Below are 14,151 nucleotides of genomic sequence, written 5' to 3' on the forward strand. Positions count from 1 at the left end.
TATACTGTAATAGTTCAAAGGGAATACTAATAGGAAAACTCTTTTTAATAGGTGAAAAATATGAAAATCCTTTGTATTGATGGGGGCGGAATCCGCGGTGTATACGCGGTTACCATTTTACGTGCAATAGAAAAAGAATATAAGAGACCCATTTCAGATATGTTTGATATGATTGCCGGCACTAGTACCGGTGCGATTGTCGCTGCTTCTGCAGCTCTTGAACTAGACATGGGAGAAGTTCAAGAAAGCTATATCAAATTTGGTGAAAAAATTTTTACGAAACAATCGAGAGTCGGGTTTCTAAGAAGTTTTTACAGTGATCGGTACTTACGTCGCTATATCCAAGATACATTTGGTGAAACAACTTTATTTGATATTAAGAAACCACTGCTAATCCCAACAGTTGATATTACACACGGCAATCCATTTGTCCATCGATCGAATTATGGGAATGCCGAACAGGACGATCACTCTATAAAGCTTTGGGATGTTGTTCTTTCTTCTTGTTCAGCGCCTGTCTTTTTCCCACCCAACAATATTAATAATCACTATTTAGCCATAGATGGGGGACTGTGGGCTAATAATCCTTCACTCGTTTGTATAACGGAAGCCCAACATTTTTTTAAAAAGAACTTACACGACATTCATATTATGTCAATTGGTACTGGTCTGCAAAAAATTGATTTCTCAATCGAAACGCAAAAAGAGTGGGGCGTAACGAAGTGGCTACCATTTCATCTACCTTCAATGAGAATGACACCAAAGTTACTGGACCTTGCCCTACACCTTTCATCGGAATCTGTAACCTATCATTGTCAGCATTTGCTTGGAGACCACTATTTTCGGATTAATGAAAGTCTCGGTCGAGAGGTTCCGTTTGACGCTCCGGAATTTGTAGATTTTTTGATTGAATTAGGGGAGAGATCCTATCAAAAGCATGAGGAAGAAATCGCAGCGTTTCTGAGCAAAGATATAACGTCTTGATTGACAGAGAAATAAATATATGATATTTAAAAAATGGGTGTTAGCACTCCGTAATCGAGAGTGCTAATCTGAATAAAAGAAGAATTAACAATTTTATTGGAAAGGGGAATTTTTATGGCGAAAAAGCAGTTTAAAGCAGAATCTAAAAGATTATTAGAAATGATGATCAACTCTATTTATTCGCAACGTGAAGTATTTTTACGTGAATTAATTTCAAACGCCAGCGATGCAATTGATAAAATTTATTATAAGGCATTAACGGATGACAGGTATGAATTCGATAAGGACAGCTATCACATCAAAGTCTTGCCTAATAAAGAAAACAGAACTCTTACCATTTCTGATACTGGTATTGGCATGACAAAGGAAGAACTTGAAACAAACCTTGGAACTATTGCAAAAAGTGGTTCATTAGCTTTTAAAAAGGAAACTGAAATCAAAGATGGACATGATATTATCGGACAATTTGGTGTCGGATTTTATGCCGCTTTTATGGTAGCTGATGTAGTAACCGTTATTAGTAAAGCACTTGGCAGTGAAGAAGCATTCAAATGGGAATCCAAAGGTGCAGATGGTTATACCATTGAAACAGTTGAGAAGGATTCAGTAGGAACTGAAATCAGTTTAAAAATAAAAGAAAATACAGAAGATGAATCCTATGATGAGTTTTTAGATGAATACCGCTTAAAATCAATCATTAAAAAGTATTCTGATTTCATCCGCTATCCAATTAAAATGGATATCACAACAAGTAAACTTAAAGAAGGTAGTGAATCTGAATACGAGCAGTTGACAGAAGAACAGGTCATCAACAGCATGGTCCCAATTTGGAGAAAGAACAAAGGTGAACTAACTGATGAAGACTATGAAAAATTCTATAATGAAAAGCATTATGGATTTGATAAGCCTTTAAAACATATTCATATAAGTGTTGATGGTACAATTCGCTACAATGCCATTTTATATATTCCTGAAAATATTCCATTTGATTACTACTCAAAGGAGTATGAAAAAGGGCTAGAGCTATACTCAAACGGTGTTCTAATTATGAACAAATGTGCAGAACTGCTTCCAGATTATTTTAGTTTTGTAAAAGGGTTAGTAGACTCTGAAGATTTATCGCTTAATATTTCACGTGAAATGCTTCAGCAAGACCGTCAATTAAAGCTGATTTCGAAAAATATCAATAAGAAAATCAAAAGTGAATTACAGAGCATGTTAAAGAATGAACGTGAACAGTACGAAAAGTTCTATGATAGCTTTGGCCGTCAATTAAAATTTGGTGTGTATAGCGATTTTGGAAGCAATAAAGATACCTTACAAGATCTGTTGCTTTTCTATTCTTCGAAAGAGAAAAAGCTAGTTACCTTAGATGAATATGTTTCAAGAATGCCAGAGGATCAAAAATTCATTTATTATGCAACTGGTGATTCTGTAGAACGTATCGATAAACTACCACAAACTGAATTAGTAGCGGATAAGGGGTATGAAATCCTATATTTCACTGAGGATATTGACGAGTTTGCCATTAAAATGCTGATAAATTACAAGGAAAAAGAATTCAAATCTGTATCAAGCAGTGATCTAGGCTTCGAGCCAAATGAAAGCGACAAAGCAACAGAAGAAGAACAAAACGAAAATAAAGAACTCTTTGAGTACATGAAAAATGCGTTAGCTGGAAAAGTAACCGATGTAAGAATCTCAAAACGTCTAAAAACACATCCAGTTTGTCTATCTACCGATGGAGAAATCTCGATTGAAATGGAGAAAATCTTGAACGCGATGCCCGATAATCAAAATATTAAGGCTGATAAAGTATTAGAGATTAACGTACATCATGAGGTGTTCCAATCATTGAAGAATGCGTTCGAACATGATAAAACAAAGCTCGATTTGTACACGCATTTATTGTACAACCAAGCACTTCTTATCGAAGGTCTACCAATTCAAGACCCAGTTGAATTTACAAATGATATTTGTAAGATTATGGTTTGATTTTTGAGTGAGGTGGGTAGATTGGTTTCGCACCCTCACCAAGGAATTTTTCAGTGGGTGAGGGTATGATTAAGCTGTTTTCGCACCGTCACTTGGGCTTTTTGCAATGGATGGGGGTACGATTACACCGGTTTCGTACCCTTACTTAGTTTCAAATCAATGAGTGGAGGTATGTTAAAAAGGTTTCATACCATCACTTGGGTTAAGATTGCTCTGTGGAGGTACGATTATTTTTTAATCCTGCCCATTTCTACCCGCAAAATCTAAAAAAGCAACAGTCCCACCATGAATGAGACTGTTGCTTTTTTGTTCTTACTGATCACTTAATAAAATATTCACTTCAAGCAAGGCTTCACAAGCCGCGTCTAGTTTTTCAACTGAATCAGCCTCAATCGTATGTAAGTGCACACCATTCGTCAACAATGAAAGGAGGGAGGCATTGGTTTCTGATAATTTTTCAATAAACCGTTTTACTTCAAATCGATTCTTAATCATTAATGATCCAGTAATTTCCCCATATACAGGATGCTCGACAATCACATCCCTAACAGTTACACCATGATCGACCAATGTATTAAGCTCATCGGCAGTTTGATCAGATGTATGTTTCACTGCAATAATTCTTGAAATGGTATCTTGTTTTGGTTGTTCCTGTAAATAAATATAACCCTGACTAGTAGCAACAATGGGTTCATTTTTCGCCTTCAATAACGAGATATCCTGAACGATTACCTGACGGCTCACATTAGCTCGTTTTGAAAGTTCCTCACCGATGATGGGAGTAGGGCTTTCCTTTAACCATTTGATAATCGATTCTCTTCGTTTTTCCCCTAGTAGTTTTTTATCTGCAGTCATTTTTTTCACTCCAATTAAAGCTGTAAGAGCTTTCGCTTACCATTTATTTTATCAGCAAGTACATTCGGATACAATTTTTAGAACCATAAAAAACAGCCTCATTCAAAAGAATAAGGCTGTTTAATAGGTAATTGGATTAGATTTTCATTACTCCACCAGTACTTGCATTTGTTACAAGTTTGGAATAGCGAGCTAGGTATCCTTTTTTCACTTTTGGTTCAAAGCCTTTCCATTCAGCTTTACGTCTTTCGAATTCTTCATCCGAAATTTCTAAAGTGATCGAACGATTATTTAAATCAAGCTCAATCATATCGCCATCTTGAACGAACGCGATAGGTCCGCCTTCAGCAGCTTCTGGTGAGATGTGCCCGATTGAGATACCTCTAGATGCACCAGAGAATCTTCCATCTGTAATTAAGCCGACTTTTGCACCAAGGCCTCTACCAACGATTTGAGATGTTGGGGCAAGCATCTCCGGCATTCCTGGACCACCTTTTGGACCTTCATAGCGAATGACAACAACGTCGCCTTCTTTTACTTTCCCAACGATGATAGCAGATAGTGCATCTTCTTGTGAATCATAGCAAACTGCAGGGCCTCTATGGTATCCACCAACCTCTGGATCAACCGCACCAACCTTAACAACAGCACCCTCAGGAGCTAAGTTACCAAATAGGATAGCCAATCCTCCTGTTTCAGAATGAGGATTCTCAAGTGGACGAATGACGTTGTGATCGGTAATTTCACAGCCTTCTACATTTTCTCTTAATGTTTTACCTGTAACAGTCAAACAATCTCCATTAATAGCACCTGGCTTTTTAAGCAATTCATTAATAATGGCACTAACGCCACCCGCATTATGAACATCTTCAATATGATGATCGGAGGCAGGAGCAATTTTCGCTAAGTGTGGAACACGAGCTGCGATATCATTAATTCGTTCTAATGAATAATCAATTTCTGCTTCATTTGCTAATGCAAGAGTATGAAGCACTGTGTTCGTAGATCCACCCATTGCCATGTCTAATGCAAATGCATTATCAATTGTATCAACAGTTACGATATCACGTGGCTTAATATCTTTTTCTATTAAATACATTAATTGTTTTGCTGATTTTTTAACAAATTCTTTTCTTTCTTCGGAAACAGCCAGGATTGTACCGTTACCTGGTAGAGCCAGACCAAGTCCTTCAGCTAAACAGTTCATGGAGTTTGCTGTAAACATACCAGAACAAGAACCACATGTAGGACAAGCAAATTGTTCGATTTCTGTTAACCTTGCTTCATCAATTTTACCAGATTGATAGGCACCCACACCTTCAAATACGGAATTCAGGTTAAGTGGATTTCCAGCTGCATCACGACCAGCCTTCATCGGTCCACCACTAACAAAGATAGTAGGGATGTTTAGACGCATTGCCGCCATCATCATTCCTGGAGTAATTTTGTCACAGTTCGGGATACATACCATTCCATCAAACCAGTGTGCAGAAACAACTGTTTCAACAGAGTCAGCAATGATTTCACGGCTTGGTAGGGAATACCTCATTCCGATATGACCCATCGCAATTCCATCATCAACACCAATTGTGTTCATTTCAAATGGAACACCACCAGCCTCACGAATGGCTTCCTTAACGATTTTTCCAAACTCTTGTAAATGAACATGCCCAGGAACAATATCAATATACGAATTGACAACTGCTATAAAAGGTTTGTTAAAATCTTCATCTTTAACACCAGCTGCACGAAGTAAACTTCTATGTGGAGCTCGATCGATTCCTGATTTAATCATATTACTACGTAAATCTGACATAAATACTACCTCCAAATCTTTAAGTCGACAAAATCTAAAAATTTAAATTATTACTCATTGTAACACTATTTCTAAGATAATCAATTAATAAATTTTATAGTTTTTATGAGAATTTTTAAAAATATAGTTTAAAATCTTCATAGATTCTACAAATTTCAACAGTTGACTGATTGATTAAAAGAGTATATTCTTCTATAATATAAATAGTTAGTTTAGGAAACAAATTAATTATTTTATGAAGACACCATCTTTTAAAATTAAATGTTATAATCACTTTAAAAGATACACAATATAACATTATGATTTGTTTTCTATCTTTATTACATAAGTAGAAAGGTTTGATTTTAAATGTCTAAGCAACAAATAGGTGTAGTTGGTTTAGCAGTAATGGGTAAAAACTTAGCGTTAAATATAGAAAGTAGAGGATACTCTGTTGCAGTTTTTAACCGTTCATACGAAAAAACAGAAGAGTTCCTTCAAAATGAAGCAGTTGGCAAAAACTTTGTTGGTGCAAAAACAATTGAGGAATTTGTTAATTCCCTAGAAAAGCCACGCAAAATCTTATTAATGGTTAAAGCTGGTCCAGCAACTGATGCTACAATCGATTCTTTAAAGCCTTATCTTGAAGAAAATGATATTCTAATTGATGGTGGTAATACATTCTTCCAAGATACAATTCGACGTAACAAAGAATTAGAATCTACTGGCATCCACTTCATCGGAACAGGCGTTTCTGGTGGTGAAGAGGGAGCTTTAAAGGGTCCTTCAATCATGCCTGGCGGACAAAAAGAAGCTTACGAGCTTGTTGAACCAATTTTAACAGCTATCTCTGCAAAAGTTTCAGGTGACCCTTGTTGTACATATATTGGACCAAATGGTGCTGGTCATTACGTAAAAATGGTTCACAATGGTATCGAATATGGCGATATGCAATTAATCTGTGAAGCATATTTCATCCTTAAAAATGTTCTAGGTTTAAGCACAGATGAACTTCATGAAGTATTTGCTGAATGGAATAAAGGTGAACTAGATAGTTACTTAATTGAAATCACTGCAGATATTTTCAAGAAAAAAGACGAAGAGACAGGTAAGCCGCTTGTTGACGTAATCCTTGATACTGCAGGTCAAAAAGGAACTGGTAAATGGACTAGTCAAAACGCTCTTGATTTAGGTGTTCCACTACCAATTATTACTGAATCTGTTTTTGCTCGCTTTATTTCAGCAATGAAGGATGAGCGTGTGAAAGCAAGCAAAGTTCTTTCAGGCCCATCAGCAAGCGGATTTGATGGAGACAAGCAAGAACTTATTGAAGCAGTACGTAAAGCTTTATACTTAAGCAAAATTATTTCTTATGCTCAAGGTTTCGCACAAATGCGTGTAGCATCTGAAGAATATAATTGGAATTTAAATTACGGCGAAATTGCAATGATTTTCCGTGGCGGATGTATCATTCGTGCTCAATTCCTACAAAAAATCAAAGATGCATATGACCGTGATGAGCAATTAGCTAATCTATTATTAGATCCTTACTTTAAGGAAATTGCAGAAGGTTACCAAACATCATTACGTAAGGTAATTTCAGTAGCTGTAGAGAAAGGAATTCCTGTTCCATGTTTCTCTAGTGCAATTGCATACTATGATAGCTACCGTACTGAAACATTACCTGCAAACCTTCTTCAAGCACAACGCGATTACTTTGGTGCGCACACTTACCAACGTGTGGACAAAGGTGGAGTCTTCCATACAAACTGGATGGAATAAAAACATTGTTGGGGTTTCAACGTTGAAACCCCGGCTTTTATTGTAGATAAATCCCATATTAGATGTAAGGGATTACACCTACATTATTTCGGCTTCCATTTTCCAGTGCAAAAAAAGAGACATCGCTTTCAAAAATGCGTAAACTGTTCTTAGGTATTAGTTTTTATAGAAGGGAGTCTTATCATGGGTATTCTCCAAGAGTTACTAAAGGATATTCCAGTTCCTAAAATGCTCAAAGTCAAACAGCATTTTGATGATTCAAAAGTTGAAAATCTTGTAGAAGAATTAACAAACAAATTACATCGAGAAGACGTGAAGCAAACCATTAAACCAGGCATGGAAATTGCAATTGCAGTAGGAAGTCGTGGTATTGACGCTTTAGTTGACATTACGAAAACAACTGTTCAATTCATTAAAGACATGGGCGGCAAACCTTTTATCGTACCTAGCATGGGTAGTCATGGTGGTGCCACTGGTGAAGGACAACGAGATGTTTTAAAACATCTTGGAGTAACAGAAGAAAGTGTAGGTTGTGAAATACGCTCTTCTATGGAAGTTATTAAGCTAGGTGAACTACCAAATGGCTTACCAGTTTATATTGATAAATATGCTTCTCAAGCTGACGGAATTGTTGTAATTAATCGTGTCAAACCACATACTGCTTTCCGTGGCTCTGTAGAAAGTGGCATTCAAAAAATGATCAGTATAGGTCTTGGAAAGCAAAAAGGTGCGGAAGCTTGTCATCAACTAGGCTTTAAATATATGGCCGAAAATGTTCCAGCAATGGCACAAATGATTATGGAAAAAACACCGTTTCTTTTTGGTGTTGCAACTGTAGAAAATGCCTTTGATAGAGTGGCCAGAATTGAAGTTATGCTAACCAATGAAATTATTGTGAAAGAGCCTGAACTTCAAGCTCAAGCAAAGCAATTACTTCCAAAGCTTTTCTTTGACCAAATCGACGTTCTTGTCATTGATCAAATTGGTAAAAATATAAGTGGAGACGGAATGGACCCAAATATCACAGGTCGCTACCCAACTCCATATGCACACGGTGGTCCTGAAGTGAACAAAATGGTTGTGTTAAACCTAACGCCAGAAACAGAAGGTAATGCGAATGGTGTTGGTACAGCAGATTTTACAACTCAACGACTAGTAGACAAAATGGACCTTGAATTCACATATGCAAACGGATTGACATCGACTGTGGTTGCTCCGACAAAAATTGCAACAACACTACCAAATGATAAAGAAGCAATCCAAGCGGCCATTAAAACTTGCAATATCTTAGATTTCACAAAGGTAAAAATGGTTCGTATCAAAGATACACTGCATGTGAGTGAAATCGAAGTTTCGGAAGCCTTATTAGATTACATTAAGCAACATCCAAATATTGAACAGGCATCAGACCTTTACGAATTTGACTTCGATGAAAAAGGAAACCTATTTTAAATGATTCAGTAAGGGACAATCTCATTACCTTGACGAAATAAGACCTAATTCATAGTAAAAGTGGGGAATAGACATGACAAAATTATTTGACTTAACTGGAAAAACAGCTGTTGCTATTGGCGGAAATAGTGTTCTAGGCTCTTCTATCTGTAAAGGATTCGCTGAACATGGCGCAAAAGTTGCTATCGTTGGACGAAACCTTGAAAAAACAGAAGCTGTTGTAAAAGAAATCGAAGCAGAAGGTGGAGTAGCGAAAGCTTTCACAGCGGACGTACTTTCACGTGAATCACTTGAAAATGCAGCAAAAGAAATCGAAGCATGGTCTGGTGGAATTGACATCCTTCTTAATGCACCAGGTATGAACAGCCCAACTCCATTCTTCGAGCTTGAAATGGATGAGTATGACAAAATCATGGATGTTAACCTTAAAGGTTATGTTGTAGCTACTCAAATTTTTGCAAAGAAAATGATTGATCTAGGACGCAAAGGAAGCATCATCAATATTTCTTCTGTGTCATCAACAACACCACTATCTAAAGTATTTACATACTCAGTTTCAAAAGCTGGTGTGAACAGCATGACTCAGTTCTTAGCAAGAGAGTTTGCACCAAATGGAATTCGTGTAAATGCAATTATTCCAGGATTCTTCCCAGCTGAACAAAACCGTAAAATCTTAAGCGAAGAGCGTGTAGCATCCATCATGGGTCACACTCCAATGAATCGTTTCGGTAACCCTGATGAACTAAAAGGAGCAGCTGTATTCTTAGCTTCAGAAAATGCTTCAAGTTTCGTAACTGGTACTTTCATTCGCGTTGATGGCGGATTTGGAAGCATGACCATCTAATAAAGTACTTCTGTAACGCAATATATATGATATAAATAGAAAGAGAACAATTAAACCGGGAGAGAAGGGGAGAAGACAATGATTGAGGAAAAGTATCAAAAGCTTGTGTCAATTCTCCGCGAGATGGAATCGGTTGTCGTTGCTTTTTCCGGTGGTGTTGACAGTACCTTTTTACTCAAGGTTGCTGTCGACACACTTGGAAAGGACAATGTGTTAGCGGTAACTGCTGATTCAGAAACATATCCTTCAACTGAGCTAAAGGAAGCTCAAGTCCTTGCAAAACAAATTGGGGCTAACCATCGTGTGATTGAAACTTCGGAGTTAGCCATTCCTGGATATACAGAAAATGATCGAAATCGTTGTTATTTCTGTAAGAGCAGTCTTTTTGATCATCTCATTCCAGTTATGGAACGTGAAGGGTATCACAATGTTGTGTATGGTGTCATCGCTGATGATATGAATGAATTCCGTCCCGGTATGAAGGCTGCAAAGGAAAAAGGTATTCGTGGACCATTGCAAGAGGCAAATCTGTTTAAAGACGAAATTAGGGAATTATCCCGTGAATTCGATTTGCCAACTTGGAACAAACCATCATTTGCATGTCTGTCATCACGGATTGCTTATGGTGAAAAAATCACGATTGAAAAACTAACAAAGGTTGAACGAGCAGAGGCATACCTTAAATCTCTTCAAATTCGTCAGGTTCGTGTTCGTACCCATCAAGAAATTGCAAGGATTGAAGTTGAACCTAACGATATGAAAATTGTCTTAGAACATCATGAAGCCATTACAAAAGAACTAAATTCAATTGGCTATAAATATATAACACTAGATTTAGTAGGATACAAGAGTGGAAGTATGAATAAAGTACTTTCTTAAGAGGATGTTCAAAAAGTCCGGTGAAAATGACACATCGAATTTCTTCGTTGGCTTGTTTTTCCGTTGCTCACGTATCAAGTAAATACGTTCCGCTACTCAAAACTGCGCCGCCTCGAACTTCTCGGTCCTTTTCATCCTCCTTTTGAACATATCACCTTAAGTAGAGAATGCTTTGGAATCTTTCCAAAGCTTTTTCTTTGTGAAGAATAATATGATAACATGAAGTCACAAACTACTTAGTATTAACGATAGAACGTGTAAAGGAAGATGTAGGTATGTCACACGAATATGTCATTGGTCTCGATCTAGGGACAACCAGTGCAAAAGCAGTTATTTTCACCTTAAATGGTAAGGTAGTTGCAGAAGCAGAGGATCTTGTTACCTCTTACTACCCTAAGCAAGGATGGGTTGAACAAGACCCTGATGAAATTGAGCGATCCGCTGTAAAAGCAATCAATATGGCCATTCAACAAGCGAAAGTAAATAAAGAAGACATCATTAGCTTAGGGATTTCAGCTGCCATGCATTCCATCATATGTATGGCGGATAATGGGGAAGCTCTTTCTCAAGCATTAATTTGGGCTGACGGTAGAAGTACTAAACAAGCAAATGAACTTATGGAATCAGATGGTCTAGAAATTTTTTCAAGAACAGGTATGCCGATTCATCCAATGTCACCTTTAGCAAAGCTCATTTGGATGAAGGAAATTGATTATATTCCATATACCCAATCAAGCTATTTCTTATCTATTAAAGAATATTTACTTTTAAAATGGTTTAATCAACGAGTAATTGATTATTCAATGGCATCTGCAACTGGTATGTTTAACGGAAAAACATTTCAATGGGATCCTGAAGTACTTTCAAAAGCAGGAATCACAGAGGACATGCTTTCAAAAATTGTCCCACCAACTTATCGATTAACCGACATTAACCCAAAAATTGCAGATGAAATGGGCATCTCAAGTGAAATGCCATTTATCATCGGAGCAGCCGATGGTCAGTTTGCTAATTTAGGAATTGGAGCTATTTCTCCAGGCGAAGTGGCTGTAACAGCTGGCACAAGTGGAGCCATCCGCCAATTTACAAAAGGATTCCAATCAAATACAAAGCATGAAACTTTTTGTTATGCTTTTACTGATGAACATTTTATTGTAGGTGGGCCAACTAATAACGGTGGAATAGCCCTTCAATGGTTAAAAGAACTACTTAATTATCAGGAAAGCTTTGATCATTTTACTGCTGAAGCTAAAAAAGTTGGACCTGGTGCTGAAGGCTTATTTTTCCATCCATATATAAATGGAGAACGCGCTCCATTATGGAACCAACAAGCTCGTGGTAACTTCTTTGGAATGTCTGTTACCCATAAAACGGAGCACTTTGTTCGTGCCGTATTAGAGGGTATTACATTTAATCTATACCAAATTGGACAAGCGTTAGAAAAACAAGCCGGAGAAACTGAAAAGCTTTATGTAAACGGCGGATTGGCACGTTCACCATTGTGGCTTCAAATGCTTGCTGATGTGTTCGGTAAAGAAGTTTATGTCCCAGAGACTCATCATAGTGCGGCATGGGGTGCAGCTTGGACAGCATTGGTAGGCATCGGTAAAGTGAATTCCTTTGAAGAGATCAAGAACAATATCCCAATGGGAGAGCCCGTTGTACCAAATCAAGAAAACCATGAGAAATACAAGGCTATATACGCAAAATATGAAGCAATTGGAAAAGATATTATAAAACATTTTTAAAAAATTCAGCGTCAGTTCTTACTGACGCTGTGGCTATTCATCGATTCTAAAGTCGATTAAGGTGTGTGAAACATGGTAGAAGAAATTTTAAAGCAAGTAAAACAAGGAACATTAAGTATTGAGGATGCAAAAAAAGAATTAGCAACCTACGAAAATTTAGGATTTGCCAAAATCGATCATCATCGAAAAAACAGACAAGGATTCCCAGAAATTGTTTTTGGTGAGGGTAAGACGAAGGAACAAATTTTATCAATTGTTAATGTAATAAAGGAACGCGGAGACAATGTTCTTGTGACACGAATCTCAAAGGAAAAAGCAGACTTTATTTTACAATCGAACTCTGAGTTTGTGTACAATGAAATAGCTCAAATTCTGTATTGGAAAGATGTTACACGAGAAAACAAACAAAGGAACGGCTATATTGCAATTGTGTGTGCCGGTACCTCAGATTTACGGGTCGCTGAAGAAGCAGCTATTACAGCTGAAGTGTTAGGTAGTAACATTCGTCGCTTCTACGATGTCGGGGTGGCTGGCATCCATCGTTTATTAGATAATATAGAAGAAATCCGAAATGCGAATGTTTCAGTAATTGTCGCAGGCATGGAGGGTGCTTTGCCAAGTGTGGTTGGTGGTCTTGTTTCCCATCCAATTATTGCAGTCCCAACAAGTATTGGATATGGGGCCAATTTTCAAGGATTATCAGCTTTATTAACGATGCTTAATTCCTGTGCGTCTGGAATCAGTGTAGTGAACATCGACAACGGTTTCGGCGGTGCTTATAATGCGGTCTTAATTGATCAACTTGCACAAAAAGGAGAACTAGATTAAATGAGAACACTTTATTTTGATTGTTTTTCAGGAATTAGTGGGGATATGGTAATTGGGGCATTACTTGATGCAGGTGGGGACCCAAAAAAATTAGTTGAGGAATTAAAGAAACTCCATTTTGAGGATGAATACGAATTAGCATGGAAAAAGGTCGTAAAAAACGGAATCACATCTACGAAATTTGATGTCATTTTAAAAAACGAAAGCAATACGCTCACACATCATCATGACCATGAACATTCTCACGACCAAGAACACCAACATCATCATGATCACGAACATACTCATGACCATGAACACCAACATCATCATGATCATGATCATGAACATACTCATGACCATGTACACGAACATATACATACACATGAACATAGCCATGATCATCACCACGATCATGACCATCATCACCATCACTCACATCGTGCATACAAAGACATTGTGAGGATGATTGAGGAATCTGAATTGGCTCCTGAAGTAAAAAAAATAGCACTAAAAATTTTCAAGAAAATCGGGGAAGCAGAAGGCCTAATCCATGGACTTCCGTTAGAAAACGTGCATTTTCATGAAGTTGGTGCGGTTGATTCAATAATTGATATTGTAGGAACAGCCATTTTACTACAACAATTAGAAATCACTACGATTAAATCGTCATCTGTACCAGTTGGAACAGGGAAAATCCATATTGATCATGGAATTTATCCAGTTCCAGCACCTGCGACACTTGAAATTTTAAAAGGGGTACCGATTGAGCAAAGTGATATCCGATTTGAACTCACAACTCCGACTGGAGCCGGAATTATCTCCGTACTTACAGATGAATTTTGCAGTTTTCCTTCAATGAAGGTAACAGCAATAGGCTACGGGGCTGGTACAAAAACGTTCAAAGATCGTCCAAATGTTCTCCGTGTTATTATAGGAGAATAAATATTTATTTAGTCCTCACAAAAAAGTGGGGACTCTTCTTTTTTATAAATCCTTTTATTGACAAA

Annotated in this window: 11 protein-coding genes; 9 read left to right on the top strand and 2 right to left on the bottom strand. The window is 37.3% G+C overall.

Annotated features, from left to right (window positions below; genetic code table 11):
- The first annotated feature begins 60 nt into the window (after positions 1-60).
- The gene (locus DZB84_RS01150) at positions 61-984 is read left to right on the top strand and encodes a CBASS cGAMP-activated phospholipase (RefSeq protein WP_116350417.1); all 924 of its coding nucleotides are present in this window, start codon (positions 61-63) and stop codon (positions 982-984) included.
- 114 nt (positions 985-1,098) lie between these two features.
- Positions 1,099-2,979, top strand: a complete 1,881-nt coding sequence (gene htpG / locus DZB84_RS01155) for a molecular chaperone HtpG (protein ID WP_116350418.1) — start codon at positions 1,099-1,101, stop codon at positions 2,977-2,979.
- Between the two features lie 312 nt (positions 2,980-3,291).
- On the opposite strand, the gene DZB84_RS01160 is transcribed toward htpG, so the two are convergent.
- Together DZB84_RS01160 and ilvD are read right to left on the bottom strand one after the other, a co-directional pair.
- Positions 3,292-3,834, bottom strand: coding sequence for a transcription repressor NadR (locus tag DZB84_RS01160; protein ID WP_116350419.1), 543 nt, complete (start codon positions 3,832-3,834; stop codon positions 3,292-3,294).
- A gap of 136 nt (positions 3,835-3,970) precedes the next feature.
- Positions 3,971-5,650 (bottom strand): dihydroxy-acid dehydratase, encoded by a 1,680-nt coding sequence (ilvD, locus tag DZB84_RS01165; RefSeq protein ID WP_116350420.1) that lies wholly within the window; start codon positions 5,648-5,650, stop codon positions 3,971-3,973.
- Between the two features lie 348 nt (positions 5,651-5,998).
- On the opposite strand from ilvD, the gene gndA reads away from it, so the two are divergent.
- From gndA to larC, 7 genes are all read left to right on the top strand, one after another.
- Complete coding sequence (gene gndA / locus DZB84_RS01170) at positions 5,999-7,411, top strand: NADP-dependent phosphogluconate dehydrogenase (protein WP_116350421.1); 1,413 nt, start codon at positions 5,999-6,001, stop codon at positions 7,409-7,411.
- A gap of 183 nt (positions 7,412-7,594) precedes the next feature.
- Positions 7,595-8,863 carry a nickel pincer cofactor-dependent isomerase, group 22 gene (locus tag DZB84_RS01175; protein WP_116350422.1) on the top strand — a complete coding sequence of 423 codons (1,269 nt, stop codon included), beginning with the start codon at positions 7,595-7,597 and terminating at the stop codon, positions 8,861-8,863.
- A gap of 73 nt (positions 8,864-8,936) precedes the next feature.
- A complete protein-coding gene (locus DZB84_RS01180; protein ID WP_116350423.1) occupies positions 8,937-9,707 on the top strand; it encodes an SDR family oxidoreductase in 771 nt (256 codons plus the stop codon).
- A gap of 78 nt (positions 9,708-9,785) precedes the next feature.
- Positions 9,786-10,586 (top strand): ATP-dependent sacrificial sulfur transferase LarE, encoded by an 801-nt coding sequence (gene larE, locus DZB84_RS01185; RefSeq protein ID WP_116350424.1) that lies wholly within the window; start codon positions 9,786-9,788, stop codon positions 10,584-10,586.
- 275 nt (positions 10,587-10,861) lie between these two features.
- Positions 10,862-12,334 carry a gluconokinase gene (locus DZB84_RS01190; RefSeq protein ID WP_116350425.1) on the top strand — a complete coding sequence of 491 codons (1,473 nt, stop codon included), beginning with the start codon at positions 10,862-10,864 and terminating at the stop codon, positions 12,332-12,334.
- 72 nt (positions 12,335-12,406) lie between these two features.
- Positions 12,407-13,162: a nickel pincer cofactor biosynthesis protein LarB gene (gene larB, locus DZB84_RS01195; protein ID WP_116350426.1), complete on the top strand. Its 756-nt coding sequence runs from the start codon at positions 12,407-12,409 to the stop codon at positions 13,160-13,162.
- Positions 13,163-14,086 (top strand): nickel pincer cofactor biosynthesis protein LarC, encoded by a 924-nt coding sequence (gene larC / locus DZB84_RS01200; protein ID WP_116350427.1) that lies wholly within the window; start codon positions 13,163-13,165, stop codon positions 14,084-14,086.
- Positions 14,087-14,151: the final 65 nt, after the last annotated feature.

The sequence above is a fragment of the Bacillus sp. HNG genome (assembly GCF_003400205.1).
Taxonomy (GTDB): Bacteria; Bacillota; Bacilli; order Bacillales; family Bacillaceae_L; genus Ferdinandcohnia.